Annotated in this window: 27 protein-coding genes and 2 pseudogenes; 17 read left to right on the forward strand and 12 right to left on the reverse strand. The window is 71.4% G+C overall.

Features of this window, described 5'->3' with window-relative positions:
* Nucleotides 1–184 precede the first annotated feature (184 nt).
* Genes IU476_RS02855 through hemB form a run of 5 tightly spaced genes read left to right on the forward strand, consistent with a single transcriptional unit; the run spans nt 185 to nt 4,130 of the window.
* A complete protein-coding gene (locus IU476_RS02855) occupies nt 185–511 on the forward strand; it encodes a glutamyl-tRNA reductase (protein ID WP_195096175.1) in 327 nt (108 codons plus the stop codon).
* Nucleotides 508–1,215 carry a maleate cis-trans isomerase family protein gene (locus IU476_RS35845; RefSeq protein WP_195096176.1) on the forward strand — a complete coding sequence of 236 codons (708 nt, stop codon included), beginning with the start codon at nt 508–510 and terminating at the stop codon, nt 1,213–1,215. The genes IU476_RS02855 and IU476_RS35845 overlap by 4 nt, the downstream gene beginning before the upstream one ends.
* The gene (locus IU476_RS36960) at nt 1,212–2,363 is read left to right on the forward strand and encodes an FAD-dependent oxidoreductase (RefSeq protein ID WP_324193833.1); all 1,152 of its coding nucleotides are present in this window, start codon (nt 1,212–1,214) and stop codon (nt 2,361–2,363) included. Before IU476_RS35845 ends, IU476_RS36960 begins: the two co-directional genes overlap by 4 nt.
* 1 nt (nt 2,364) lies before the next feature.
* Entirely contained in the window at nt 2,365–3,156 is a 792-nt protein-coding gene (locus IU476_RS02870; RefSeq protein WP_195096177.1) for an aspartate/glutamate racemase family protein, read from the forward strand.
* On the forward strand, nt 3,153–4,130 hold the full coding sequence (hemB, locus tag IU476_RS02875) for a porphobilinogen synthase (RefSeq protein ID WP_195096178.1): 978 nt from the start codon (nt 3,153–3,155) through the stop codon (nt 4,128–4,130). Before IU476_RS02870 ends, hemB begins: the two co-directional genes overlap by 4 nt.
* A 62-nt stretch (nt 4,131–4,192) precedes the next feature.
* Here hemB and IU476_RS02880 read toward each other — a convergent pair whose 3' ends face one another.
* Nucleotides 4,193–5,041 (reverse strand): pentapeptide repeat-containing protein, encoded by an 849-nt coding sequence (locus IU476_RS02880; protein ID WP_195096179.1) that lies wholly within the window; start codon nt 5,039–5,041, stop codon nt 4,193–4,195.
* A 270-nt stretch (nt 5,042–5,311) separates the two neighbouring features.
* Here IU476_RS02880 and IU476_RS02885 point away from each other — a divergent pair, with 270 nt between their 5' ends.
* A complete protein-coding gene (locus IU476_RS02885) occupies nt 5,312–5,722 on the forward strand; it encodes a winged helix-turn-helix transcriptional regulator (protein ID WP_195096180.1) in 411 nt (136 codons plus the stop codon).
* Nucleotides 5,723–5,765: 43 nt separating this feature from the next.
* Here IU476_RS02885 and IU476_RS02890 read toward each other — a convergent pair whose 3' ends face one another.
* Entirely contained in the window at nt 5,766–6,710 is a 945-nt protein-coding gene (locus IU476_RS02890; protein WP_228822969.1) for an NADP-dependent oxidoreductase, read from the reverse strand.
* Nucleotides 6,711–6,803: 93 nt separating this feature from the next.
* Here IU476_RS02890 and IU476_RS02895 point away from each other — a divergent pair, with 93 nt between their 5' ends.
* On the forward strand, nt 6,804–7,514 hold the full coding sequence (locus IU476_RS02895; RefSeq protein WP_195096181.1) for a helix-turn-helix domain-containing protein: 711 nt from the start codon (nt 6,804–6,806) through the stop codon (nt 7,512–7,514).
* On the opposite strand, the gene IU476_RS02900 is transcribed toward IU476_RS02895, so the two are convergent.
* A complete protein-coding gene (locus tag IU476_RS02900) occupies nt 7,496–8,071 on the reverse strand; it encodes a dihydrofolate reductase family protein (protein ID WP_195096182.1) in 576 nt (191 codons plus the stop codon). The genes IU476_RS02895 and IU476_RS02900 overlap by 19 nt on opposite strands.
* 157 nt (nt 8,072–8,228) lie before the next feature.
* Here IU476_RS02900 and IU476_RS02905 point away from each other — a divergent pair, with 157 nt between their 5' ends.
* Both IU476_RS02905 and helR read left to right on the forward strand, forming a co-directional pair.
* Nucleotides 8,229–9,002 (forward strand): VOC family protein, encoded by a 774-nt coding sequence (locus IU476_RS02905; RefSeq protein ID WP_195096184.1) that lies wholly within the window; start codon nt 8,229–8,231, stop codon nt 9,000–9,002.
* 366 nt (nt 9,003–9,368) lie between these two features.
* On the forward strand, nt 9,369–11,513 hold the full coding sequence (helR, locus tag IU476_RS02910; RefSeq protein ID WP_195096185.1) for an RNA polymerase recycling motor ATPase HelR: 2,145 nt from the start codon (nt 9,369–9,371) through the stop codon (nt 11,511–11,513).
* Here the strand turns inward: helR and IU476_RS02915 are convergent.
* From IU476_RS02915 to IU476_RS02930, 4 genes are all read right to left on the reverse strand, one after another.
* Nucleotides 11,508–12,293: a DUF899 domain-containing protein gene (locus tag IU476_RS02915; RefSeq protein WP_195096186.1), complete on the reverse strand. Its 786-nt coding sequence runs from the start codon at nt 12,291–12,293 to the stop codon at nt 11,508–11,510. The two genes, helR and IU476_RS02915, sit on opposite strands and share 6 nt — an antisense overlap.
* A gap of 26 nt (nt 12,294–12,319) precedes the next feature.
* Nucleotides 12,320–12,652 carry an ArsR/SmtB family transcription factor gene (locus tag IU476_RS02920; RefSeq protein ID WP_195096187.1) on the reverse strand — a complete coding sequence of 111 codons (333 nt, stop codon included), beginning with the start codon at nt 12,650–12,652 and terminating at the stop codon, nt 12,320–12,322.
* Nucleotides 12,642–13,076: an SRPBCC domain-containing protein gene (locus IU476_RS02925; RefSeq protein WP_195096188.1), complete on the reverse strand. Its 435-nt coding sequence runs from the start codon at nt 13,074–13,076 to the stop codon at nt 12,642–12,644. Before IU476_RS02925 ends, IU476_RS02920 begins: the two co-directional genes overlap by 11 nt.
* A 91-nt stretch (nt 13,077–13,167) precedes the next feature.
* Nucleotides 13,168–13,338 (reverse strand): hypothetical protein, encoded by a 171-nt coding sequence (locus tag IU476_RS02930; protein WP_228822970.1) that lies wholly within the window; start codon nt 13,336–13,338, stop codon nt 13,168–13,170.
* Nucleotides 13,339–13,444: 106 nt separating this feature from the next.
* Here IU476_RS02930 and IU476_RS02935 point away from each other — a divergent pair, with 106 nt between their 5' ends.
* The 3 genes and pseudogenes from IU476_RS02935 to IU476_RS37355 all read left to right on the forward strand — a co-directional run.
* Nucleotides 13,445–14,041, forward strand: coding sequence for a TetR family transcriptional regulator (locus tag IU476_RS02935; protein ID WP_228822971.1), 597 nt, complete (start codon nt 13,445–13,447; stop codon nt 14,039–14,041).
* A gap of 43 nt (nt 14,042–14,084) precedes the next feature.
* Entirely contained in the window at nt 14,085–15,311 is a 1,227-nt protein-coding gene (locus tag IU476_RS02940) for a cytochrome P450 (protein WP_195096189.1), read from the forward strand.
* A gap of 219 nt (nt 15,312–15,530) precedes the next feature.
* Nucleotides 15,531–16,088 (forward strand): annotated as a pseudogene (locus IU476_RS37355) (Rv1733c family protein); the annotation flags it as partial.
* A gap of 16 nt (nt 16,089–16,104) precedes the next feature.
* On the opposite strand, the gene IU476_RS02945 reads toward IU476_RS37355, so the two are convergent.
* Nucleotides 16,105–17,829, reverse strand: coding sequence for a sensor histidine kinase (locus tag IU476_RS02945; protein WP_195096190.1), 1,725 nt, complete (start codon nt 17,827–17,829; stop codon nt 16,105–16,107).
* Between the two features lie 153 nt (nt 17,830–17,982).
* On the reverse strand, nt 17,983–18,531 hold the full coding sequence (locus IU476_RS02950; protein ID WP_228822972.1) for a cupin domain-containing protein: 549 nt from the start codon (nt 18,529–18,531) through the stop codon (nt 17,983–17,985).
* A gap of 108 nt (nt 18,532–18,639) precedes the next feature.
* Here IU476_RS02950 and IU476_RS02955 point away from each other — a divergent pair, with 108 nt between their 5' ends.
* Entirely contained in the window at nt 18,640–19,200 is a 561-nt protein-coding gene (locus IU476_RS02955) for a TetR/AcrR family transcriptional regulator (protein ID WP_195096191.1), read from the forward strand.
* Nucleotides 19,201–19,216: 16 nt separating this feature from the next.
* Here the strand turns inward: IU476_RS02955 and IU476_RS02960 are convergent, their stop codons facing one another.
* On the reverse strand, nt 19,217–19,906 hold the full coding sequence (locus IU476_RS02960; protein WP_195096192.1) for a helix-turn-helix transcriptional regulator: 690 nt from the start codon (nt 19,904–19,906) through the stop codon (nt 19,217–19,219).
* A gap of 215 nt (nt 19,907–20,121) precedes the next feature.
* On the opposite strand from IU476_RS02960, the gene folE reads away from it, so the two are divergent.
* Entirely contained in the window at nt 20,122–20,715 is a 594-nt protein-coding gene (gene folE / locus IU476_RS02965) for a GTP cyclohydrolase I FolE (protein ID WP_195096194.1), read from the forward strand.
* A gap of 69 nt (nt 20,716–20,784) precedes the next feature.
* Here folE and IU476_RS02970 read toward each other — a convergent pair whose 3' ends face one another.
* Complete coding sequence (locus IU476_RS02970) at nt 20,785–21,246, reverse strand: SPW repeat protein (protein WP_195096196.1); 462 nt, start codon at nt 21,244–21,246, stop codon at nt 20,785–20,787.
* A gap of 506 nt (nt 21,247–21,752) precedes the next feature.
* Here IU476_RS02970 and IU476_RS02975 point away from each other — a divergent pair.
* Entirely contained in the window at nt 21,753–22,157 is a 405-nt protein-coding gene (locus IU476_RS02975; protein WP_195097390.1) for a GtrA family protein, read from the forward strand.
* A gap of 13 nt (nt 22,158–22,170) precedes the next feature.
* On the opposite strand, the pseudogene IU476_RS37360 reads toward IU476_RS02975, so the two are convergent.
* A pseudogene (locus IU476_RS37360) lies at nt 22,171–23,866 on the reverse strand (dihydroxyacetone kinase family protein).
* Nucleotides 23,867–24,125: 259 nt separating this feature from the next.
* On the opposite strand from IU476_RS37360, the gene IU476_RS02990 reads away from it, so the two are divergent.
* Together IU476_RS02990 and IU476_RS02995 are read left to right on the forward strand one after the other, a co-directional pair.
* A complete protein-coding gene (locus tag IU476_RS02990) occupies nt 24,126–24,827 on the forward strand; it encodes a response regulator (protein WP_195096201.1) in 702 nt (233 codons plus the stop codon).
* 53 nt (nt 24,828–24,880) lie between these two features.
* Entirely contained in the window at nt 24,881–25,903 is a 1,023-nt protein-coding gene (locus IU476_RS02995; protein ID WP_228823149.1) for a HAMP domain-containing sensor histidine kinase, read from the forward strand.
* Nucleotides 25,904–26,379 lie beyond the last annotated feature (476 nt).

Consider the following 26,379-nt stretch of genomic DNA (forward strand, 5'->3'; position numbering starts at 1 on the left):
TCCCGTAGGGAGTGCAATAGCGGGATTTCCCTACTACCTGCCCGGTCCGACGGTGCCCGAGACTGGGTCGTGGCAGCGGCGTCGAACCTTCGACCTCCGGCGCATCGCGGCCGGGAGTGGAGGACCTACCCGTGAGACGCATACCCGCGGACCCTCGAGGCACGGCGTCGCGACCGGACCGCCGATGAGCGCGGCGCTGTCGGACCCTGTCGTCGCTCGTGGCGCGCGGAGGTCACCGACACCGGGGGAGCGGCGGGCGGACGGGGACGCCACGGAAACGCTGTCGTCGCTGCGGCATTGGCTGGGCGCGGTCTGCGAGGCGGAACTGCGGCGCCTGGACACCCGGGCGCCCGGACTCGACGCCGAGGCCCGCGCCGAAGTGGCGCGCGCCATCCAGCGGGTGATCGATGGCCTCTTCGGCGACCTCGGAACGCGGGTGGCCCGCGACGCCCGGCTCGCCGACACCCTTCGCGTCCTCTTCGTCCACGACCAGCCGGGAGGCACGCCGTGACCGCGGTGGGTGTGGCGGTTCCCCCGGCCAATCCGGCGGTGGAGCCGGAGTTCGCACGGCTGCTCGGCGCGCGGGCGGATCTGCACGTCACCCGTTTCCCGGTACAGCCCGGCCGCGCGCTGGCGGCGCGCCTGTCCGGGTACAACGCCGCGCTGCCCGAGACGATCCGCTCGTTCGGCGGGCTGCGGCTCGACGCCTTCGTCAGCGCGTGCAGCGGCTCGCGCTATCTGCTCGGCCCGGCCGACGACCGCCGCGAATGTGCCGAGCTGAGTACCGAATTCGGGCTGCCGGTCGCCTCGGCCACGGAGGCCATCAGGTGCGCGCTGGCACACCTCGGCGTCGACGAACTCGTGCTGGTCTCGCCGTACCAGCCGTGGCTGACCGCGTGCGCCGAGCGGTTCTGGACGGCGGCGGGCCTGCGGATCACCCGGGTGGTCGCGGTCCGGGCCGGGACCCGCTTCGCGCCCTACGAGGTCGACACGGACCAGCTCGTCGCCCAGGTCGAGCAGGCCGCGCCGCCACGGGACGCGGCACTGCTGCTGACCGGCACCGGCATGCGCACGCTGCGCGCGATCGAGTTGCTGACGGCGCGCGCGGAGCGAATCGTATTGTCCTCCAACACGTGCAGTGTGTGGTGGGCGCTGAACAGTGCCGGGCTGCCCGCCCGCCTGGGGTGCGCCGGTGCCGACCGGGTCGCGACGTGACCGCCGCGGTGATCGTCGTCGGTGCCGGGCCGGTCGGGCTGGTCGCGGCCCTCATGCTGGCCCGTGCCGGGGTGCGGGTATCGGTGCTGGAGCGCGAGCCGCGGCCCGTGACGCGTTCGCGCGCCGCGACTTTCCACCCGGCCACTCTCGACCTGCTCGACGAGCTGGAGGTGGCGGCGGCCCTGGTGCGGCGGGGCGTCGTCGTGGACCGCCTGCAGTGGCGCGACCTGTCCGGAGCGGTACTCGCCGAGATGGCGATGGCCACCTTGGCCGGGCTGACCCGGTACCCCTATCGGCTGCACGTCGAGCAGTCGGAGCTGGTCGCGCTGCTGCTCGCCGCCCTCGAGACCCGTTCGGAAGTCGATCTCCGATTCGGCGTCGAGGTGCTAACGGTCACGGACACAGGCGAATTCGTGCGTGTGCGCGTCGCGGACGGTGCGCACCGGTCCGCCCGGTACCTCGTCGCCGCGGACGGCGCGCACAGCACCGTCCGCGCCGCGCTGGGTGTGGCCGCGCCGCGGTCGGTCTACCCGACGGAGGCGTTGCGGATCTTCACCCGCACACCGCTGGACGACCTGCTCCCGGGCCTGGCGCCGGTGACCTACGTGCGTGACCCGATCCAGTCGTGCAGCCTGCTGCGGCTGCCCGGCCACTGGCGGGTGATTCTGCGGCTCGCCCCCGACGAGCCCGCGCCGCGCCGCGTGGCCGGGCTCGACCTGGCCACCCTGGACGTCTTCGACGTGCACCGCTACCGCCTCGCCAGCGGCGTGCTGGACTCGTTCCGGCACGGCCGGGTGCTGTTCGCGGGCGACGCGGCGCACCTCACCTCGACCGCGGGCGGTCTCAATATGAACGCCGGTATCCACGACGCGGTCGATCTCGGCCGGACGCTGGCCGACGTGCTCGCGGAACACGTTGCGCCGGAAGCGTTGTCGGAGTGGTCGCGGCGGCGGCGCGCGGTGCTGGTGGATCATGTCGTCCCGGCCAGCGAAGCCAGGGTCGCCGGTGTGCAGGACGGCGACCCGGGGCGGCTGCGCGCGGCGGTCGCCACGCTCACCGCCGTCGCCGCCGACCGCGCGGCCACTCGGGACTACCTCGTGAACGCCGCCATGCTCGACACCGCCCCGCACCCGCTGAGGAAACCCTGACATGCGAATACGGTTCCAGAAACATGCCGTCGAGGGGCGCGCTCCGCTGCTCGACAAGCTGTACGCCGACCATCTGGCGAAGGTCTCCGATCCCACCACCGAGATCGAGATCCGCACGCTGCCACCGCGGCTCTACTCGACCGAACTACCCGAGGACCTGGTCGGGTACGGCAAGATCGGACTCCTGTTCGCCGACTACTTCGCGCGCACGGCCGTCGCCGCCGAACGCGACGGCTGCGCGGCGTGGATCACCGGCGCGGGCCAGGACCCCGGGCTGGCGGCGGCCCGGGTGCGCACGACCATTCCGGTCGTCGGGTACGGCGAGGCCACCTGGCAGCTCGCGCGGCAGGAGCGGCACCGGCTCGGTCTGATCGGGTTCATTCCGCATCTGGTCGAGCCGATCACCGACAATATCGCCGCCGCGGGCGCCGCCTTGGCCTCCTACGACGTGGTCGAGGACGGACCGGCGCTCGTATCCCGCGCGCTGGCAGGCGATTTCGGTCCGTTCGTCGCGGCCTACACCGCCGCCGCCGAGCGCGCGGCCGCGGCGGGCGCGCAGTGGCTGGTGCCCGCCGAGGGCATACCCAACGAACTTCTCGTCCACCTGGAAATCCGGGAGCTGTGCGGACTGCCGGTCGTCGACCCCGGCGGCCTGGCCGTCAAAACCGCCGAGCACCTGGTGAAACTCCGCGCGCTCGGCATCACCGCCGAGGCCACCACCGGCTACTGGCACCGGCAGCCGTCCCCCGACCTGATGGCGCACATAGCGCAGATTCTGGAGTGCGAAGTATGAGTTTCCCCGCCGACCGCCCGCGGCGACTGCGCCGCACCACCGGGCTGCGCGCATTGGTGGCCGAACATCGGCTGCACCCCTCTGACCTCGTCCAACCCCTGTTCGTGCGCGAGGGCATCGACGAGCCCCGGCCGATTCCGGCCATGCCCGGCCAGGTCCAGCACACCCGCGAGAGTGCGCGCAAAGCGGCCGCGGCGGCCGCGCAGGCCGGCGTCGGCGGACTCATGATCTTCGGTGTGCCCGAACGCAAACACCCCGACGGCCGCGGCGCGTGGGACGAGCGCGGCATCACCCAGCTCGCGATCGGCGACGTCGCGGCCGAGGTGGGCGACGCGACCGTGGTCATCGGCGACGTCAATCTCGACGAGTACACCGACCACGGCCAGGTCGGCCTGCTCGGCGACGACGGCGACGTCGACAACGACGCCACGCTCGCCGCCTACGCCCGGGTCGCGGCGGCGCAGGCCGGCGCCGGAGCCCACGTGGTGGCGCCGAGCGGGATGATGGACGGCCAGGTCGCCGCCCTGCGCGCGGGCCTCGACGCCTCCGGCCACGAGCGCGTCACCATCCTCGCGTACGCCGCCAAATACGACTCCGCCTTCTACGGCCCGTTCCGCACGGCCGTCGAATCCTCGTTCACCGGAGCACGATCCACGCACCAGCAGGACCCCGCCAACCTCCGGGAGGCGCTGCGCGAAGTACGCCTCGACCGCGAGGAGGGCGCCGACCTGGTCATGGTCAAACCCGCGGGCCACTACCTCGACGTGGTGCGCCGCGTGGCCGACACCGCGGACGTGCCGGTCGCCGCCTACCAGGTTTCCGGCGAGTACGCCGCCATCGAGATCGCCGCCCGCCACGGCATCCTGCAACGCGAAAGAGCCATCGAGGAAAGCCTCGTCGCGATCCGCCGAGCCGGTGCCCAGATCATCCTCACCTACTGGGCCACCGAGGTCGCCGACCGCCTGCGCACCTAGGCAACCCATCTCGGCTTGCAGCGCGAAGCCATGGGCTCTTCACCGAGCCCGTCGCTGAGGTGTCACCGGCAGGCGGCGGGCGTGAACCCCTTGGGCCACACGGTCTTCTCGTCGAATCCGACTCCACCGAACATCGCGCCGCCGAGCGTTACGTCCTGGCAGGTTCTCGTCGTCGGCTCGGAGTCGTCGAGGGCGAACGCCGGGATCGATGTCCCCCGATCGGTGTGGCGCTCGAACGTCGCGCCACGGACGTCGGCTTCGGCGAAGTACGCGTCGTCGAGGTGCGCGCCGATCAGGTCGGCGTGCCACAGTTTCGCGCGGTACGCGGTGACGCGGTTCAACGCCGAGTCGGTGAGGTCGGCGCCACGCAGGTCCGTGAAGTTCAGGCGGGCCGCGGTCAAGTTCGCCGAATTCATTCGGGCCCCGAGCAATCGAGCGTTGTCCAGATCGGCGGCGGACAGATCGGCGCCGCGGAGTTCGGCGAGATCGAGGTTCGACCCGCGAATATTCGCGCCGCGCAAGGTTGCTCCGCGCAGGTCCGCGCCTGCCAGACAGCTGTGCGAAAGATCAATCGGCCCGGCGTCGACCGGATCCCTCTTCGCGATCACCGTGAGAGCCGCACCGATGTCTATGGGAAGCTCCGCGCGGAGTTCGCGATCACACTCGGGCACATTCGGCGAGTGGGTGCGAACGAAGGCGGTCATGACGCCATAGATCGCGGGCCGATCATTCGGTGAATCCGCGGCGAGCCGTTCCATCAGGTGGATTCCGCCGAGGCGGATGTCCAAGCTGCCGTTACCGAGTTGCTCGACCGCTTTGGCGAATCGATCCGTCGTCGCGGTCTGTCTGGCCAGGCCCAGTTGATCATTCGTCGCCTTCAGCGACTGGCTCGTGAACCACAGCGCCCCCACCGCGGCGAGAGTTGTGGCGAACGCGCCAAGTTTCGCCCATCCACCCCACCTGAAGACTGTGCGTCGTGCCCGTCGCATTCGCGCGCGGCGGGTGTTCGGCCGTGTCGATGCGGTAACCCGATTCACCCGGCGCCGCCCCGGTGCCGCCGTCGTTTTCGATACCACTCGGTTGATGATCCATAGACCACGCCAGGCCGGTCAACCGTTACTAGGGGTACCGGGCATGCCTGGATTAGGGTCGGGGCCGGGTTGGTTCTCGGGAGGATGGGCATGGTTACGCGGACGGCTGCGGAGCGGCGTAGGGCGGCGAGTGCGGCTTATGACGCTTATCTGGCGGAGTGTCCGGCGCGTGGGTTGCTGGATCGGATCGCCGACAAATGGGTCAGTTTGGTCGTCAACGCGTTGGCCGACGGGCCGCAGCGCTACGGCGATCTTCGGCGGCGGTTGGCGAGTGTCAGTCAGAAGATGCTCACGCAGACGCTGCGGAATTTGGAGCGGGACGGATTGATCTCGCGGACGGTTACCCCGACCGTCCCTGTGCGCGTGGACTACGCGCTGACACCGCTCGGGCGTTCGTTGCTTCCGGTGATGTGTGCGATCAAGACGTGGGCGGAGGCGCATATGGACGAGGTGCTGGCCGCGCGCGGCCGCTACGACAGCGCCGCCGAAGCGGCCGAATAGCGATGCGGCCGTTGCGTTTCCGGCCGGGCCTCCACGGCGCGGGTCACGGGGTCAGCACGAGACGGCCGCGCAATCCACCGGCCGCCAACCGCCGGTGCGCGTCGGCGGCCCGGTCCAGGGGCAGCGTGTCCGCGACTCGCAGGGTTAAGCCCGCGTCGGCGAGGTCGGCCAGGGCGGCGCCGTCGGCGCTGATCCATTGCTGGTGAACGGTGATGCCCCGCAAGGGAATCGGCGGTGGGCTACCGGCGACGGTGACGTACGCGCCGCGGGTCCGGACGGCGGCCAGCGCGCGGACACCGAGCCCGGCGGTATCGATCGCGCCGTCCACTCCCTGTGGGACGAGCCGCCGCACCTCGTCGGCCACTTCGCCGGCGTCCCGGTCCACCACCCGTTCGGCGCCCGCCCGGCGCAGCCAGTCGTGGTCCGCGGCGGCGGCGAGCGCCACCACGCGCAGGCCGCGCCGCGCCGCGAGTTCGACCGCGAAACCGCCCACGGCACCCGCGGCGCCCGTGACCAGCACGGTGTCCCCGTCGTCCACACCGAGTAGGTCCAGCGACTGCACGGCGGTCAGGCCGTTCAACGGCAATGTCGCCGCGGCCACGGCGGGAATTCCCTCCGGAGCGGGCGCGATCGCGTCGGCGTCGAGCACCACGTACTCCGCGTAGCAGCCGAGCGCGCGATCGAGCAGATCCCGCAGTCCGATGACCGGCTGCCCCACCTCGAACGTGGTGACATCTGTTCCCAGGCAAGCGATCTCGCCCGCGACGTCCCAGCCGATCCCGGTGACGTCGCGCGGGGCCATCAGTCCCGCGGCGGCCAGATCGCCGGAGCGAGTGACGAGATCGACGGGATTGACCGCCGCGGCCTCGACGCGAATCGACACCTGCCCGCGACCCGGTGCGGGGATCGGGACCTCCACGACCTCGAGCACCTCCGGTCCGCCGTAACCGCGAGCGACCACGGCCCGCATCGTCTCCTGCTTTGCCATGCCCCGAATCTATGAAGCGCCGCTCTCCACCAGGAAGTACGCACTTCGAGGTGCCTAAGGCGCACGCGGGTTCGTCGGCCTAAGATTTTCGAGGTGGGGCTGGATTTCGAGACGCGCGGGTCGGATTCGCCGTGGGTCGAGTCGGTGTGGACCTGCCGCAGCGACGAGGTCTCGGAGATGACCTCGGTCGCCTCGGAGACCTGGGGGCTGGTGTTCTGGGAGCAGGCCGGGCACGCCCAGGCGGCGATCACCGGGCCGGAGACCCGGACCGGTACCGCGCCCGTTCCCGAGGGCGCCCGGTTCGTGGGAATCCAGTTCGCCGTGGGCACCTCGCTGCGCACCACCGCGACGTCCGCGCTGCTCGACGGCGGCATCGTGCTGCCCGACGTGACCGGCCGGACCTTCTTCCTCGACGGGGTCCATCGGGAGACGCCGCGGCCGGACGACGCGGAGGCGCTGGTCGCCCGGCTCGTGCGCGACGGGGTAGTGGTCCGCGACCCGCTGGTCGCGGCGACGCTACAGGGGGCGGCGCCGGAGGTCGGCGAGCGCACGCTCGAGCGTCGGTTCCGGGCGGCGACCGGGCTCACGCAGGGCGGGGTCCGGCAGATCGGGCGGGCCCGGACCGCCGCGATCCTGTTGACCTCCGGTGCGACGGCCGCCCAGGTCGTCGACAAACTCGGGTACTACGACGAACCCCATCTCGCCCGTGCGCTGCGCCGGTACGTCGGGCGGACCGCCCAGCAATTGCGGGCCGGGACCGGCGGCGCGATCGCACTCGATCCCGGTCAGCGCACCACCTCGTAGACGAGTTTGGTGACTCCGTTGGAATAGCTCGCCGAATCCCGCAGCCGCAGGGACTGCTTGTCCCGGTCCGCTCGGGTGAACAAATTCTTTCCCGCGCCCAGCAGCACCGGGAAGACGAGCAGGTTGTACCGATCAATCAGATCGGCCTCGCCCAGCCGCCGGGCCAGTTCCGCGCTGCCGTGAATGTAGATCGGCCCGCCGTCGGACTGCTTGAGCTTCTCGACCTCTTCGGTGCTGCGCAGAATCGTGATCTCGCCCCAGCCGTCGATCAGCGCGTCCTCGGTCAGTCCGGACGAGACGACGTATTTGGGCAGCTCCTTATACGCGGCGTGGTCTTCGGAGTCGCGCCAGGTCGGCGCGAACGCCTCGTAACTGCGGCGACCGAACATGAGCGCGGTGGTGTCGGCGAGTTCCTCCCCTTTGAGAGCGAATGCCTCGGGGACGAATTCGGTGTCCATCACCCACCCGCCGCTGCGGTGTCCCTCGACCTTTCCGCCCGGCGAGTCCACCACGCCGTCCAGGGACATGAAACCCGTGTAGACCAGTTCGCGTGCCATCTTTTCCTCCTGAGTACCGGCCTCGAATCGGGCCTGCGGTCAGCATAGGAACAGCCGGCCCCACAGTCTTGGACGAAACCGACAAAGATTCACCGTCCACCGATATGACGCATCATCCCCTACCGAATATGTTGGTGGGCAAAGCAGGAGGCGCGCGATGACCGACGAAATCTCGTATCCGATGGGTGCGCCCTGCTGGGTCGGCACGCTGCAGCCCGACCCGCACGCCGCGGTGGCGTTCTACGGCGGCCTGTTCGGCTGGGAGTTCGACGCGCCGACCGCCGACGGCCACCACGTCGCCCGGCTCGGCGGACGACGCGTGGCCGGTGTCGGCCCGGCCCCGGCCTGGCTCGATCGTGGTGCCTGGGTGACGTATGTGCGGGTGGCCGACCTCGACGAGACCACGGCGATCGTCGAGGCCTCCGGGGGACACTTGCTGCCGGACACCGGGACAGTCTGGCCCACAGCGCTTTTCACGGATCCGAGCGGCGCGGCGATCGGGGTGTGCGAAGGTGTCGCGCCGACGTTCGCTGAGGCCGTGGACGTTCCGGGCGCGTGGCAGATGAGCGCACTGCACACCCCGGATCTCGCCGGTGGGGAAGTGTTCTACGCCAAGGTGTTCGGGTGGCGGCTCGAGGCGGGGCCCGGCACCGGCCGCACCCTGTGGCGGTTGCCCGGCAGCGTGCGCCGAGCGGCGGATCCGACGCTGCCCGACGATGTCGTCGCGGTCGCCACGGGTGCCGACCCCGCGGCGGGAGTGCCGCCGCACTGGGCCGTGAACATGCGGGTCGCCGACACCCGCGCGCTGGCCGAGCGCGCCGTGGCACTGGGCGGGACGATCCTCATGCCCCCGACGGACGCGCCGGGTTTCCGCAACGCCGTGCTGGCCGACCCGGGCGGCGCCGTCCTCGCACTCAGCCAAATACTCTGAGCGGCCCGTCGGCTGTTCGCTGCGGGTGGCAACCGGCCCGATCCCGGGACTGCGCTGGCTGTCCTTTCACGAGAACCGCTGTGGTGCAATACGTTTCGGCACCAAATCAGGTAGCGGTCACCGAGTCGTGATCGCCGCTGTCTCGCCCCTGGATCAGGTGAGCGTACGGCCGGAGTGAATCCACTGGGGGAACGGGGGAGGGGAGTGGAGGGGAGTAACCCCCTCATGTTCAACATATAGCGCACAGGGGGGCTTGCGGCAAGGCCCGGGTGGTGCCGCACAATTACCCGCCTACGCCGGGACCTGCGGAAACAGGTGTGCCAACCGCAGGGCCCGCGCACGAAATCATGGATCGGAGCCGACGATTTGACCCCTGTGACCGCCAGCGTGTTCGACCTGCCCGCCAATCTCGCCGCGAAGGCGGATCCGGCGCTGATCGCCGCCGACGAAGAACACTTCGCGGCCATCGCGGCGAGCCTCGACCGTTCCGTCGCCGACCTGTCCCGCCGCCTCGACGCCGCGCGCAAGGCGCCCGCCGGGGCCGGGCAGGAGGCCGTGGAGCGGGACGCGATGGTGCGGCGGCTGTCGGGTGAGCTGCGCGCGCTGCGCCGCTTCGGCCTGGACCTGTGCCTGGGCCGCATCGTCCGGGCGGACGACACCGAGCCGGTGTACATCGGGCGGCTCGGCCTGATGGGCGACGCGGGCCGCCAGCTGCTGGTCGACTGGCGCTCGCCGGCGGCCGAGCCGTTCTTCGCCGCGACCCACGCCGACCCGGCGGGCCTGGTCAGCCGCCGCCGCTACCGCTGGGCCCGCGGCCGGATCAGCGACTACTGGGACGAGGTCTTCACCGCGGACGGGTTGCGCAACCATGCCGCACTCGACGACCAGTCCGCGTTCATCGCCAGCCTCGGCGGCACTCGCTCGGCTCGGATGCGAGATGTGCTGGGCACCATCCAGGCCGATCAGGACGCCATCATCCGCGCGGGCTCCGCCGGCGCCCTCGTCGTCGACGGCGGCCCGGGAACCGGCAAGACCGTCGTCGCACTGCACCGCGCCGCCTACCTGATCTACTCCGACCCCCGCCTCCGGCACGGCGTGCTCTTCGTCGGCCCGCACGAGCCCTACCTGGCCTATGTCGCCGATGTGCTGCCCAGCCTCGGCGAGGACAGCGCGCAACTGTGCACGCTGCGCGACCTCGTCGCCGAGGGCGCGGACGCGCGGCCCGAAACGGACCCGGACGTCGCCCGCCTCAAGGCCGCCGCGGACATGGTGCGGGCCGTCGAGGCCGCCGTGCGGTTCTACGAGCAGCCGCCCACCGAGCCGATGACGGTCGCGACCGACTGGCTCGACCTCGTCCTCACCCCCGACGACTGGGCCGAGGCGTTCGACGCGCCGGAACCCGGCACACCGCACAACGAAGCGCGCGAACAGATCTGGGAGCTGCTGCTGACGATCCTGGTCGACAAGTGCGACGGCGCGGTCCCGGCCGCCCGGCTCCGGCAGGCGCTGCGGCGGCACGACGAACTGCGCACCGCGCTCGACGAATCCTGGACGCTGATCGAAGCGGCCGACCTCGTCGCGGACCTGTGGTCGGTGCCCGCCTACCTGCGCCTGTGCGCGCCCTGGCTCACGCCCGACGAGGTCGCCAAGCTGCAACGCCCCGACGCCCAGCGCTGGACGGTCGCCGATCTGCCGCTGCTCGACGCGGCGCGGCAGCGGCTCGGCGATCCGGACGCGGCCCGCCGGCAGCGCCGGCACGCCGCCGCCGTCGCCGCCGAACGCGAACGCATGTCCAGCGTGATCGACGACCTCATCGCCTCGCACGACTACGACGACGGCGAAGGTCTCATGACCCAGCTGCGGCACGGCGACCTGCAGGAGCTGCTCGTCGACGAGGCCGCGCTACCGAGCGTTGCGCCGGACCTGCTGGCCGGTCCGTTCGCCCACATCGTCGTCGACGAGGCCCAGGAACTCACCGACGCGGAATGGCGAATGCTGTTGCGGCGCTGCCCGTCCCGCAGCTTCACCATCGTCGGAGATCGCGCCCAGGCCCGGCACGGCTTCACCGAGTCGTGGCGGGAACGGCTCGCGCGGGTCGGCCTGGAGCGCAGCGAGATCGCCGAGTTGAGCATCAACTACCGGACGCCGGAAGAGGTCATGGCCGCAGCCGAACCGGTCATCCGCGCCGCGCTGCCCGACGCCAACGTGCCGACCTCCATCCGCCGCAGCGGCATTCCCGTCGTGCACGGGCGCACGTCGGAGCTGCGCTCGGTCCTCGATACCTGGCTCGCCGCGAATCCGGACGGAATCGCCTGTGTCATAGGCGATCCGGCGTTCCGGGCGACGCCGCGGGTCCGATCCCTGACCCCGCAGCTGGCGAAGGGACTCGAGTTCGATCTGGTCGTCCTCGTCGACCCGGACGCGTTCGGGTCGGGCATCGAAGGCGCGGTCGACCGCTACGTCGCCATGACCCGGGCGACCCGGCAACTGGTCGTCCTGACCAGCTCATGACTCCGGGTGCGCGCAGCAGTCGTGCGGCGCCGGGGTTTTCGGGCGGCCGGCTTCGCCCCGGTCGATGGCGGCGCTGACCTTGTCCTGCCAGTCCGGGGCGGTCGCGTCGACCGGGGCGGCGTATTCATCGTGCCAATTCCACCAGGTGTAAGCCGGTGTCTGGGGATAGCCCTCCGGTGAATCCTCCCAGTCCTCCTGGCGGCCGAGGGCCGTCAGGTCCAGGTAGCTCCAGGTGTTGCCGAAGTACTCGTCGCCGCGGCGGTTGACGAAATACGTGCGGTAAACCTTGTCGCCGTCGCGGAAGAAGACGTTGGTGCCGTGCCACTCGTCGACACCGAAGTCCTTGTCGAACGCGTCGGTCAGGGTGTACCAGGGGATCCGCGACCACCCCATCCGCTCCTTCACCCGGGCGATCGCGGATTGCGGTGCGCGCGAGACGAAGACGAGGGTGGTGTCGCGCGCGTTGAGGTGCGCGAGCTCGCCGACGTGGTCGGCGATCATGGAACAGCCGCGACAGGCGTGCTCGGGCCAGCCCAGCACGCCCGGCTCGAAGAAGGCGCGGTAGACGATCAGCTGCCGGCGGCCCTGGAACAGGCCGAGCAGGTTCGTGGGGCCCTCGGGCCCCTCGAACGCGTACTGCTCCTCGACCGCCAGCCACGGCATCCGGCGGCGTTCGGCCGCCAGCGCGTCGTGCGCCCGCATCACCTCCTTCTCCTTCGTCAGCAGCGCCAGACGCGCTGTCTCCCAGTCGTTCCGCGAAACGATCGGCGGTGTCTGCATGGTGGTACTCCTGATTCGGATCGTGCTCAGCCTCGGTCGAGACTGTCCTTCAGCGCCGTGAGTGGGCCGTCCCAGTCCCGCGCCAGCGCGGCGAGAAATCGCTGCGCCACCCGCATCGGCGCGGAACGCAGCCGGTATCGCACCCGGCGGCGCTCACCGTGCTCGGCGGTCACCAGGCCGGCCTCGGACAGCAGGGCCAGGTGCTTGGCGATCGCCTGCCGGGAGATCGGCAGCCGGGCGGCCAGATCGGTCGCCGTGGCGGGCCCGCCGGTCGCCAGCTCCGCGAGGATCGCGCGCCGGCTCGGGTCCGCCAGCGCGACGAAGACCTGTTCGGCCACCGCCTCCTGATCAGGCCGCATCGAGGTAGTCGGCCAGTTCACCGAGTTCGTTGCGCCAGCCGCGGGTGTTGCCCTCGAACGCCGTCTTGTACGCGTCCTCCGGCAACTGCGCGAAACCGGTCTCGACCACGGTCAGCCGGGTGCCGGTCGGCACCGGCTCCAGCGTGAACTCCACGTAGGTGCGGCGCGGGTCCTCCTCCGGCAACCCGAAGATGTGCCAGGTGAATCCGAAGACGTGCGGTTCCTCCACCCGCTCCACCCGCATGTCCGCGACGTGGCCGCCCTCGTCCCAGCGCATCCACGCCTTGCCGCCCGGCCGCAGTTCGATGCCGGCCTCGTCGCCGAACCACGTGCCCAGCCCCTCGGCCGTCGTCAGCGCCGCCCACACCTTCGCCGGCGGGTGCGCCAGCTCGATCGTCCGCTCGATGCGATCGGGAAATCCCATGACACCTCCATAAGTAGCAACTCAACGGTTGCGATACTATTGCAACCGTTGAGTTGCGTCAATGGTCCCGATCGGCTGAGCCGTCGCCGGATCAGGCCGGGTCGACGCGGAAGACGGCGATGCGATCCGCCGCGGCGGCGACGCCCTCCGGGGTCGGCGCGGTGGCCAAACCCGTGGTGACGAAACGCTTTCCGACGCTGGCGGGGCTGGTTTCGACCAATTCGCGCAGCAAGGGGACCGCGGTCGGGGCTGAACCCACCACCGACTGAGAATGTAATTTCCGATTAGCGTATTGATGATCTTCTCTAACGGTAATCTCATTACCCTGCCGCGAGTGTGGCGGCCGGTGTGCGGAGAGGAAGGCCGGGATGAGTGGACGGCGCGACTCGGTCATGGAAACGGCCCTGGGACACGGCGAACAACGCATCCGGGAGACCGTCGTGAAGCTGCTCGAGTCCGAGGGTTACGACGCGATCCAGGTGCGTGAGGTCGCCCGGCAGGCGCGGGTCTCGCTGACCAAGATCTACAAGCTGTACGGCACCCGCGACGAGCTCATCCTCGCGGCGCTGGACTGGTGGATGGCCGAGAACTGCTACGCGGGCGTGCCGGAATTCGCCGCGCGCCCGGGCGAATCGCTGCACGCCGGGATGATGCGGGTGCTGCGCCCGGTCTTCGAGCCGTGGGAGCGCCACCCCGGCCTGCTCGCCGCGTACTTCCGCGCCCGCGCCTCGGCCGCCGGGCAGACCTTGGAGAACAACGGCATCGACGCCGTGTTCCCGGCGGCGATGGAGGTGCTGGCCGAGGTCGACATGGACTTCATCCACGACCTCTACGCGATCCTCGACAGCCTGGTGTACGGGCTGATGGGCCGGTGCGCGGCGGGCGAGATCGAGGTCACCGACCTCGTGCCCGCGATCGACCGGGCCCTGTACTGGATGACCGCCGGTTACGACGCCACCCGCTGAACAGCTCCGCCCCAACCCTTTTCACCCGGCCCACGGAGGCATCATGACCGAAACGCAACCGCTCCAGGGTATTTTGCCGTCAGACGGCGCGAGCCCGGTCTATTGGGACCCGTTCGACCCCGCGATCGCCCGCGACCCCTATCCGATCTACCGGCGGCTGCGAGCCGAGGCGCCGCTGTACTACAACGACACTCACGACTTCTATGTCCTGAGCCGCTTCGACGACATCGACCGCGCCCTGCTCGACTGGACGACCTTCTCCTCCTCGCGCGGCCCGATCCTGGAGATCATCAAGGCCGGCATCGAGATTCCGCCCGGCACCCTGCTGATGGAGGACCCGCCCGCCCACGACATCCACCGCGGACTGCTCAAGAGCGTGTTCACCCCGCGCCGGGTGCTGTCGCTGGAGCCGCGGATCCGCGAGATGTGCGTGCGCTCGCTCGACCGGCTGGCCGGGGCGCGGCGGTTCGACCTCATGACCGAGTTCGCCAACGAGGTGCCGATGCGCGTGATCGGCATGCTGCTCGGCATCCCCGAGGCCGACCAGGAGTCGGTCCGCGACCGCGCCGACGCGAACCTGCGCACCACGCCCGGCGAGCAGATGCGGGTGGACGCGGCGATCCCGCACGCCGAACAGTTCGCCGACTACATCGACTGGCGCGCCGACCACCCCTCCGACGACCTGATGACCGAACTGCTCAACGCGGAATTCGTGGACACCGCGGGAGCGACCCGGACGCTGACCCGCCAGGAGATCCTGACCTACATCTCCGTCGTGGCCGGCGCGGGCAACGAGACGACGGCCCGGCTGATCGGCTGGCTCGGTTCGCTGCTCGCCCGATTCCCCGACCAGCGCGCCGAACTCGTCGCCGACCCGCGGTTGATCCCGAACGCGATCGAGGAGACTCTGCGCTTCGAACCCACCGGGCACGCCATCGCCCGCTACGTGACGACCGACGTGGAACTGTACGGCCGCACCGTGCCCGCGGGCAGCGCGATGATGCTGCTGATCGCCTCGTCCAACCGCGACGAGGACCGCTGGCCGGACCCCGACCGCTTCGACATCCACCGCAGGATCAGCAATCTGCGCACCTTCGGTCTCGGCACCCACTTCTGCCTGGGCGCCGCGCTGGCCCGGCTCGAGGCCAAGGTCGCGTTGGAGGAACTGCTCGCCCGGTTCCCGCGCTGGGACGTCGCGTGGGACGAGATCACGCTGTCGTCGACCACGACCGTGCGCGGCTGGGAGACCTTGCCGATCACCGTCGGCTGACCCGCGGGGTGGGTGTCCGGGTGCGGTCGGACGGCCCGCCCGGCGAGGACTTTCGGCCGTCTCGGTGGCCGTCCGGCAGGGGTGATGCTGGATCGGAGCACGGACGACGACGCGGAAGGGATGCGAAGCGGTGGCCCCCCTGTCTATTCCTCCCGACCACGACACGGTGTGCGTGGTCGCGCGGCCGCTGTGAGTCCGTCGCGCCCGGCCGCGCCGCGAATGTCGTGGTGTCCCGCTGTGGTACCGCGGCTGTGGCGCGTGGCGCCGTGGAGCCGCAGTCCGCTGCTGCGGCCGACCGACCGGCTGGACGGCGCGGTGCGGCTCGTGGCGGTCGTCGCGATCCTCGCCGCCGTGCCGGTGTGCGCGGCGATGGGCACCGCCCGCTACACCGATGCCCGGGTCGAGATCGCCGCCGAGAACTCCGCGAAAACCGTTGTGACAGCGCGGGTCCTGACCGAACCGGAACGAATGCCGACGGACGCCGTCGCCGACAACGACCGATACGAAGCCGCGGTGCGGTGGGAGCGGAACGGAGTCGAGGGCGAGGCGACCGCCGCCGTGGCCGGGACCGCGAAACCCGGTGACCGGCTGGCGCTGTGGACCGGGCCGGACGGCCGCCTCACCACGCCGCCGCTGCCGCCGGGCGCCGCCGCGTGGCGCGGAATCGGTTACGGCGCGGGCATGTTGGCGCAGATCTGGGTCTGGTCGGTGGCGCTGGCGTGGCTGACCGCCCGGCTGTGCGACCGCCGGCACCGCGACGTCTGGGCGCGCGAGTGGCGGCGGGCCGACCGCCTCAATGCAGCGGAGCCGACCAGCACAGCCGGGTGCCGCGAGGCCGCCCGGAATCGTCTGGCGCGCCGGGCCGCACGGCGAATTCGCCGGCGCAGGACTCGGCGCGGCGCGCGAGATCGGCCGATCCGCTCGGAGTGAGGTCGCCGCGGCCGTCGTCGCACACGGTGACGGTGAGATTGTCGGCGACCTCGACCTCGACCTCGATCGTGGACGCCGCGGCGGGCCCGAGCGCCCGGCCGACCGCCGCGCGCACCACCGCCTCCGCGTGGTCGGCCAACTCGGGATGCACCACCGACAGCGGGCCCACGATCCGCAGCGACGTCCGGACCGGCGTCCCGGCGGCCTGTCCGCGGACCGCCGCTTCGAGGCGCTGGCGCAGCCGGGTGCTGGAGGCGTCGCTGCCGTGCAGGTCGAAGATGGCGGTCCGGATCTCCTGCACCACGTCCTGCAGATCGTTGACGGCGTCCGAGAGTCGTTCGCGCACTTCGGGAACCCGGGTGCGCGGCACCGTGCCCTGCAGCGACAGCCCGATCGCGAACAGCCGCTGGATGACGTGGTCGTGCAGGTCGCGGGCGATGCGGTCGCGGTCGGTGAGGATGTCGAGTTCGCGCATCCGCTGCTGGGTTCCGGCCAGCTGCATCGCGAGGGCGGCCTGGTCGGTGAAGGCCGCCGCCAGCTGGAGAATCTCGTTCTCGTACGGTGCGGCGTCGCGCGGCCGGGCGGTGACCAGCAGCCCGAGCGCCTCGTCCGGGGTGTGCAGCGGCAGCACCAGGGCGGCCCCGGCCGCGGGCAGCAGGTCGGCGAGACCGCCCTCGCGGACGTCGCGCAGGCGCAGCGCGCCTCGGCGCCGGAACGCCGTGCCGGCCGCGGAGTCGTCGAGTGGCAGGACGCGGCCGCGGCACTCGGCCGCGCCGCCCGCCGCGTGGGTGACGACGAGTTCGGTGATCTCGTCGGTCGGCAGGCCGGGTTCGGTGACCGAGGCCAGCAGGACGCTGTCGGAGCGGGTCAGCTGCCGGGCATGGTCCACCAGGTGCGCCAGCACCTCTTCGGAGCCGGTGCCGGCGAGGAATTCGGTGGTGAGGTCGCGGGTAGCGGCGATCCAGGCCTGCCGGGCGCGGGCGGACTCGTAGAGCCGCGCGTTCTCGATCGCGATGCCCGCGGCGGCCGCGAGCGCCTGCACGATCAGCTCGTCGTCCTCGGTGAAGAGCTGGCGGCCGGACTTCTCGGTGAGGTACAGGTTGCCGAAGATCTCGTCCCGAATGCGCACGGGCACACCGAGAAACGTGCGCATCGGCGGATGGTTGGCGGGGAAGCCGACCGACGACGGATGCGCGGCAAGGTCTTCCAGGCGGATCGGTTTGGGCTGGCTGAACAGCAGGCCGAGCACGCCGTGGCCCTCGGGCAGGTCGCCGATCAGCGCCCGGGTGTGCTCGTCGATGCCCTCGTAGAGGAATTGCGCGAGATGCTCGCCGTGGCCGCGGATCCCGAGCGCCCCGTAACGGGCATCGACGAGGCTGATCGCGGTGTGCACGATGGTGCGCAGCGTGTGGTCCAGGTCGAGGCCGGAGGTGACCGCGAGCATCGCGTCGACCAGCCCGTCCATCCGGTCGCGGGCGTCGATGATCTCCTCGACGCGGTCCTTGACCTCGGTGAGCAGTTCGCGCAACCGCAGCTGCGAGAGGGTCTGCCGCAGAGAGTAGGAACCGGTGCGCGAATCCTCGGTCATCTCGGCACCCGTATTCGTTCGAGCAGCACTCGGAACGGCACAGTCTACGCGGGGGAGCGGGACGCGTCACTCCGCTCGGTCACCTCGGCATCTCATGTCCGTTGCGTTCCCGATCGGCCGCGGCGCGAATCCCCTTCGGCGCGAGGGGAAGCCCTATGCGGTGCGGACGCGGTCCGCGCCGACGGCGACCCCGACGATCGTGCAGGGCCGGTTACCGTGGTTGCGCCAGGCGTGCCGAGTTCCGTTCTGTACCACCACATCACCGGCCCGCAGCACGCGCTGTTCGCCGTCGTCGAGTTCCAGGGTGATCTCGCCCGAGACGACTAGGACGTAGTCGAGGCTGTCGGTGGTGTGCATTCCCGGCGTGCCGGGCTCCAGCACCGCCATCGCGCCGGGCATCCGCCGCTCGACCTCCGCCAGGGCCGCCGCGGTGTCGAGACCGGGCGGGGGGACCGGGTCGCCCGGCGGGATCGTGTTGATCATGAACCGGGACCCGCTCGGCGGCGGGTAGTAGGCGTCGGCGGGGCGCGGCGCGCCGTCGTCCGGGAACGTGGGCCGCTCGTCGCGCCCCCACAGCCGGTAGACGGCGTAGCCGGGCATCAGGTCGGTGGTGAGGGGCTCGACCGCGCTGTCGTCGACCACGCGGGCCTTGCCTGCCGCGTCGTGCCCGGTCACCACGCGGCGGATTGCCATGTGCTTCATCTGGATATCGCCTCTTGATACTGTCACGTATGGATACGGTTCCGTATGGATACGGTACCGTATCCCGCGCTCACCGGACCGTCAATACCCCGGCGTATTCTTTGGCGCGTGGTGAACGAGTCGACCCGGCTGTCCGCCCGGGACTGGGCCCAGGCCGCGCTGCGCGCGATCGCCGCCGGCGGACTGGCCGGTGTCGCGGTGGAGCCGCTGGCCCGGACCCTCGGCGTGACCAAAGGCAGCTTCTACGCGCACTACCGCAACCGGGACGAGCTGATCGAGGCGGCGCTCGCGGAGTGGGTGCGCGGGCACGGCGCGGACGGGCTCGCCGAATTCGACGCGATCGCCGATCCGGCGCGGCGACTGCGCGAACTGCTCGCCGCGGTCGTGCGGTCGGTGCAGCCGCTGACGCCGTCGGTGCAGGTGAGTCTGCTCGGCGACCGCGGCGACCCGCGGGTCGCGGACGCGCTGCGCCGGGTGAACCGCGTCCGGCTGGACTTCCTGACGCGCACCTACCGCGAACTCGGCCTGTCGCCCGAACGCGCGGCGGACCGGGCACGCATCGCCTACGCCGCCATCCTCGGCCTGCTGCACCTGGCGCAGACCGACGAGGAATTCGCCCGCGCCACAGCGCTTTCCGACGAGGCGGTCGCGGTCTTCCTGCCGTCGTGACAAGGCCGCGGCTCGGTCAGCGGCCACGGATCTCGACGCAGCATTCGCCGGCCGCGGGCGCAAGTTCCGCGTGGACGGCGTCGGCCTCCAGGCCGCGCAGCAGCCCGGTCAGATAGGTGTGGTTGAGCGCGCAGACCAGCTTGGGGGCCTGCGCGGCGAGCGGGTGGAAGGGACAGTTGCGCAGCCGCAGACAGGCCGGGCCGGTGCGGGCGGGCTCGAAGCCCTGCTCGGCGAGCGTGCCGGTCAGCAGGGTGAGGGCGCGTTCGGCACCCAGCCGCCCGGGTCGCAGGCGGTCGCGCAGCTCCCGGCCGAGTTCGGAGCCACGGTCCGCGGCGACGCGCAGGGCGGCCGCGCGCGCGGATTCGGCGGTGGACTCGGTCGATACGGCCCGCACCAGAATGTCGGCGAGCACCTCGTGGCGGCGTTCGGGGATGCTGACCCGCACCTCGGTCTCGGCGGGCTCGTACACCTTCGGCGCCCGGCCGACGCGGCGGCTCGCGCCGGGGCGCTCGTAGCGGGCGCGCAGCAGCCCGGCGTCGACGAGCTTGTCCAGGTGGAAGGCCGCGAGTTTGCGGGAGATGCCGACCTGCTCGGCGGCCTCGTCGCGGGTCACCGGCCGCCCGGCGCGCCGGATGAACCGGTACATGTTCCGGCGCAGATCATCGTCCAGTGCGGCGATGGCGCCGATGGCGGCTTCACTGGTCACCGCCCTACGATAGCGCCCATTCCATGGGGTGGAATGAATCCTGTACGGGAATGAGATGGAGTTCTTGACCCCTCTTCGCGATTACACCAATATCGGTTGGTGTAATGGAGCGCGCCTGCGCGGCGTCGACCCACCTCACTCGTTCTCAGGAGTCATCATGGGCATCGCGGCTCTGGTCCGGCACCCGGTTCTCGGCGCGGGAAGGAGCTGAACGCATGTCGCAACCCGCACTGCGCGTCGTCCACGACACCGGCGGCGTCGATCTGACCGTCGCCGAGGACGCCGCGCGCACCTTCCTGACCGCGCTCGGTGTGCGGCTGGACAGCGAACACCTGCAGGCCACGCCGGGGCGGATGGCCCGCGCGTACGCCGAACTGTTCACCCCGCGCCCGTTCGACCTGACGACCTTCCCCAACGAGGAGGGCTACGACGAACTCGTGCTCGCGCGCCGCATCCCGCTGCGGTCGGTGTGCGAGCATCACCTGCTGCCGTTCGTGGGCGTCGCGCACGTCGGCTACCTGCCGGGCGAGCGCATCCTCGGGCTGTCGAAACTGGCCCGCGTCGTCGAGCACTTCTCACGCCGGCCGCAGGTGCAGGAGCGGCTGACCAAACAGGTCGCCGACTGGCTGGCCGAACATGTGCAGCCCAAAGGCGTGGGCGTGGTCATCGAGGCCGAGCACACCTGCATGACCCTGCGCGGGGTGCAGGCCGCGGGGACCACGACCGTCACCTCCACGCTGCTCGGCTCGCTGCGCGCCGACGCCCGCTCCCGCCAGGAGTTCTTCTCGCTCACCGGGATTGCCCCGTAGGACGCGAGCGTGGACCGCGCACTCGCGGTGCGCGGTCCACGTCGTCACCTTTCCGCTCGGCGGCGGATGTCAGTGACTCGGCTGTGCCTGGGCGTGGTGCGGGCGGCGCAGCGTCGCCATGGCGGTGACCAGCACGCCCGCGGCCGCCAGGCCGAGAGCGGTGATGATCGCTCCCAGTACGACATTCGTCCAGACCACGCCGTCCGGGCGTTGACCGACGATCCAGGGGGTGACGATCTCCCAGACGCCGATCGGGACGAGTACCCAGCTCAGCCGGAAGCCGTGCGCGGGTGCGGCGGTCATCACCAGGCCGATCACGGCCACGGCGAGGCCGAGCACGAGGTTCGGGATCACCAGCCGCTGAGCGTCGGCGAAATCGTCCACCACCCACGGCGTGATGGCGGTGAACAGCCCGGCCAGCAGCACCAGCCCGTCGATCGTGACCGCCGGCGCGCTACCGGGCGCGCCGCCGCGGCCGCGGACGGTGGGGTGGGTGGGGTCGTAGGTGGTGGAGCGTGTGTCGTTGACCATGTCGGAATCTCCTTCCCAACCAGGTTCGGTGCACCGTCCCCGAGGACGGCAGTCTCGGTCTACCCGCTCGCGGCGACTCGAATCCGGCGGCGAGCCGATATTCCGTTGTGCCGCTGCGTATTTGCCGACTCTTCGCCGGGGACGTCCGGGGCGGGCGCGCCCTCGACACGGAACGACTTCGTGGCAGAACTGCCGGTGTGGGACGGGTGTGCCGCTAGGAGGGAGGGTAGGACGGCCACGACGCGACGGCGTTTCGTCCGCGCCGTGCGCGCCCGGTGCGGGTGTGCGCACGCTGCCCGCCGGGCGTCGCCTGTCAGTGGTCGTGTCAGTCCGGGGTCAGGGCGGTGTCAGCGGGGTTCGCGACGGTATCCCGTGTGAACAGCACAGCATTGGCCGCCATCGGGACGCCGACCTACCGGATCGCCCCTTACCGCTCCGGCGTCGACCTGTCCCGTGCCGCGCGCGGAATCCCACGCGCGCACCGGTTCTCGGCGCGGGCGGCGGGGATGCTGCGCGGCGAGCACGCCGTCGCGCAGCTGATCCGGTTCGCGCTGGTCGGCGGCGCCAGCAATATCGCGTACGTGCTGCTGTTCGCGGTCCTGCACGCGACGGGTCCGCTGGTCGCCAATGTCGCGGGCTCGCTCGTGAGCACGGTGATCGCGAACGAACTGCACCGGCAGCTCACCTTTCACGCCGCCGGACGGGTCGGGTGGCGCACCGCGCAGTGCGAGGGCGGCGGGCTGGCGCTGCTCGGTCTGCTGATCAGCACGGCGGCCCTGGCCGGTCTCGACGCCTGGGCGCCCGGACTCGGCGGCGCGGGGCAGGCGGGTGCGGCGCTGGCGGTCATGGCGGCGGTCGGCGGCCTGCGGTTCCTCGCGCTGCGGGGTCTGGTCTTCGCGAAGAACCGGTAGGCCACGGCGTCGACTACTCCTCCGTGCCGGAGGCGGTGAGCCAGCTCGTATCGATCGGCGCGGGCGGCTCGGTCACCGCCGCGGCTGCGGCCTGGAGGATCAGCGCGGAGGCCGCCGCGCCCGGATCGAGTACGCCGCGCGCGACCTCGCCCACATAGCTGGCGCGCCCGCGTTTGGCGCGCAGCCCCGCGGTGCTCAACGCGCCCGCCACGGCCGAACGTGCGGTCGCCGCCAGGGCTTCGGCGGGCTCGGAACCGTTGGCGGCCAAGGATTTCAGTGTGTCGGCCGCGGGGCTGAGCGCGTCCACCATGGTTTTGTGGCCGACCTCGGCCTTGCCGTAGCGCTGGACCGTCGCCAAGCCCGCGCTGAGCCCGGCGGACAGCTCCGCCAGCCGGGGCTCGGGGCCGTCCGCGCAGCGCGCGAGTTCCCGGAAGAACATGCCGAACAGCGGACCGCTCGTGCCGCCGGTGCCGAGGAAACCGCGCGAGACCGCGGTCAGCCACTCGCGGTAGTCCTGCGGATCGTCGGCCTCGATGTTCTCCCGGGCGCGCCGCACGGCCGCGGCGAGATTGGCGCCGAAATCGCCGTCGCCGCTGCGGCGGTCCAGGTCGGTGAGGACGCCGGTCTGGTCGCGGAAGGTCTCGGACAGGCACGCGGCCCAGCGGCGGCCGAAGCCGGCGGGCAGGAGTTCGTCGGTCATCGTCGGTCCTTCACCAGGTCAGGGCGGGCGTGCGCACCGGCGCGTCCCACAGCGGCAGCAGGTCGGAGTCGGCGGGCAGCAGCGTGATCGACAGCCCGACCATATCGAGCGAGGTCACGTAGCTGCCCACGAGCGAGCGGGCGACGGCGATGCCGCGATCGGCGAGGAACAGGTGCAGGGCCCGGGCGGCGATCCCGAGTTCGATCGGATAGGTGCCGCCGAGCCCGTTCACGATCGCGACGACCGCCGCGCCCCGGGCCAGTCCCAGATCGGCGACCAGCGGTTCGAGGACCTGCGCGACGAGCGCGTCGGCCGCGGCGAACGGCACCCGGCCGGTGCCGCGCTCGCCATGGATCCCGACGCCCAGTTCCACCTCGTCGGCGGCCAGGGTGAACGCCGGTTCGGCGCTGCCGGGGTGGGTGCCGGCGCTCAGGGCGAACCCGAGCGTCCGCGCGTTGCCGGCGACCCGCCTGCCGAGCGCGGCGACCTCGTCGAGCGCGGCGCCCGCCTCGGCGCTCGCGCCGCAGATCTTCTCCACGGCCAGCACCGCCGCGGTGCCGCGGCGGCCGGGTGTGTCCTCGTCGGACTGGGTGGCCAGGTCGTCGTCGACGAGCACGACCTCCGTCCGCACCGCGTCGTCGTCCCCGGCGAGTTCGCCGGCGATCGCGAAGTTGAGCACGTCGCCGGTGTAGTTCTTGACGATCTGCACGACGCCGCGCCCGGAATCGGCGGCCACCGTCCCCTCGTGCACCTGGAGTGCGGTTGGGCTGGCGAAGACGGCGCCGGGGACGGCGACGTCGAGCATGCCCACGCCGACGAAGCCCGCGTGCAGCGGTTCGTGCCCCGACCCGCCGCCGGAGACGAGCCCGACCTTGTCCCGCGCGGGCGTGGCCCGGGTGACGAGCCCGGCCTTCCGGTCGTAGGCGATCAGCGCGGGGTGGGTGAGTGCGAGTCCTTCCAGTGCCTCCTCGGGGGCATCGTCGGGTCGGTTGACGATCTGTCGGCGCATAGGCTGCTCTCCTTCGATCAGCTGTCGACTCCGGGCCGGGGTGCTCACCCTCGCCACCTACTACGACTACACCCCGAACACCGGCTGTGGCCCGTGCCGCGAGGGCGATTCCGTTTTTCAGACCGCTACGTTTATATGCGCATCTGAACATGAGAACCCACTGGTGTCGGTCGGCGGCGAGATGTGTTCGGGTGCGGCACACGGAATCTCCACAACTTGGTACCGGTTCTCTCCACAGTGGGTGGCTAGGGTCCCAGGCATGGAAGAGAACGGCCCGGGCGGGGGAGTGGCGGCGCGGCGGATTCTGGTCGTCGACGACGAGGTCACCATCGCGGAATCGGTGGCGGCGCGATTGCGGGCCGAGGGGTTCACGGTCGGGGTGGCGCACGACGGGCCCGGCGCGGTCGCCGCGGCGGATACCTTCGCGCCGGATCTGGTGGTGCTCGACGTCATGCTGCCGGGGTTCGACGGACTCGAGGTGTGCCGCCGCATCCAGGCCGGGCGGCCCGTGCCCGTGCTCATGCTCACCGCGCGGGCCGACGAGACCGACCAGCTCGTCGGGCTCGGCGTCGGCGCGGACGACTATCTGACGAAACCGTTCTCGCTGCGGGTGCTCACGGCGCGCGTGCACGCGCTGCTGCGCCGCGTCGACCGCGCCGGGGCACAGGACGCCGCGATCCTCGTGGCGGGCGATCTGCGCATCGACACCGAGCAGCGCCGGGTGTGGCGCGCCGGGACCGAGGCCCAGCTGACGCCCCTGGAATTCGACCTGCTCACCCGGCTGGCGCGCCGGCCCCGCGTGGTGCTCGCCCGGGAACGGCTGCTCGAGGAGGTGTGGGACTGGGCCGACGCGGCGGGCACGCGCGTGGTGGACAGTCACGTGAAAGCGTTGCGGCGCAAGCTGGGTGCGGATCTTATCCGCACCGTGCACGGCGTCGGCTACGCCTTGGAGACACGGTGACCGCGAGTGCCGCCCGCCCGGCCGCCGATCGGGAGGGGCGGGTGCGGCGGGTACTGGACCGTGTCGCGGACGCGCTGCCCCGGCCGCTGGACCGGATCCGGTCGGTGAAACTCAAACTGGCCGTGCTGATGATTTTCGCGGGCGGGCTGGCGTTCGGGTACTTCCGGTTGCGCATCGGCTGGCTGCCGCCGATGACCACCCTCGCCGCGATGGTCATCGCGCTGGTGAGCTCGCAGTTCCTCGCGCACGGCATCACCAGGCCGCTGCGCGAGATGACCGCGGCCGCGCAGCGCATGGCGCACGGCGACTACACCACCCGGGTGCGCGCGTCCTCGCGCGACGAGGTGGGCCGCCTGGCGGTGGCGTTCAATCAGATGGCGGCCGACCTCGCCGCCGCCGACCAGCAGCGCCGCGACCTGATCGCCAACGTCTCCCACGAACTGCGCACCCCCATCACCGCGCTGAACGCCGTGCTGGAGAACCTCGTCGACGGGGTGTCCGAGCCCGACCCCAAGACTCTCGAGACCGCGCTCGCGCAGACCGAGCGGCTCGGCCGGCTCGTGTCCGAACTCCTGGACATCTCCAGCATCGAGGCGGGCGCCATGCCGCTGGAACGCGAACAGATCGGCGTCGCCGCGCTTTTCGCGGACGTGGTGGCGGAGGCCGAGGTGATGACGGCCGCGCTGGGACGCGGCATCGGCTTCCGCGCCGCGGTCGACCCGGCGGACGCCACGGTGTACGCCGACCGCGCCCGGCTGCACCAGGTGCTGCTGAACCTGCTCGACAACGCCGCCCGTCACGGTCCGGCGGGCGGCGAGGTCCGCATGCGGGCGCACGCCGCGGGCGACGATCTCGTCATCGACGTCGAGGACGACGGGCCCGGCATTCCCCCCGCCGAACGCGCCGGTGTCTTCGACCGCTTCACCCGCGGCGGCCGCACCGACGGCGGCGGCACCGGCCTCGGCCTCGCCATCGCGCGCTGGGTGGTCGACCTGCACCGCGGCAGCATCGCCGTCGCCGACCCCGGCTCCCGCATCCGCGTAATCCTGCCCGCCGCCGCAGCCCCGAAACCCTAACCACCCCTACCCATTCCCCAACCCGGGCACCGGTCGTGCCCCGGGTCGATCACGCACACCCTCAGGAGGCCCCCATGCCCGAACAACCAGCATCGGACGAGAATCCCGCTGCGTCCGAAAACCTTGGTGCGAGCGAGAATCCCGCTGCGTCCGAGAACCTTGTTGCGAACGAGAATCCCCCTGCGCACAAGGACCTCGCGGAGGGCGAGCATCCCAGTGCGGGCCGAAATCCCACTGCGAGCGAGAATCCAGTTGCGGGCGAGAGTCCCGCTGCGCGCAACGATCTCGCGGGGAGCGAGGATCCCGGCGCGGGCCGAAATCCCACGACGGGCGAGAAGGCCGCAGCGAGCGAGAATCCGGTTGCGGGCGAGAGTCCCGCTGCGGGTGAGAAAGTTGCCGCGAGCCAGAATCCTGCTGCGGAGGAGAAACATACCGCGTACGAGAAGCGCACTGCGACAGGGGAATCGACGGCCCCG

Origin of the sequence: Nocardia blacklockiae (genome assembly GCF_015477355.1) — a bacterium.
GTDB classification, from domain to species: domain Bacteria; phylum Actinomycetota; class Actinomycetes; order Mycobacteriales; family Mycobacteriaceae; genus Nocardia; species Nocardia blacklockiae.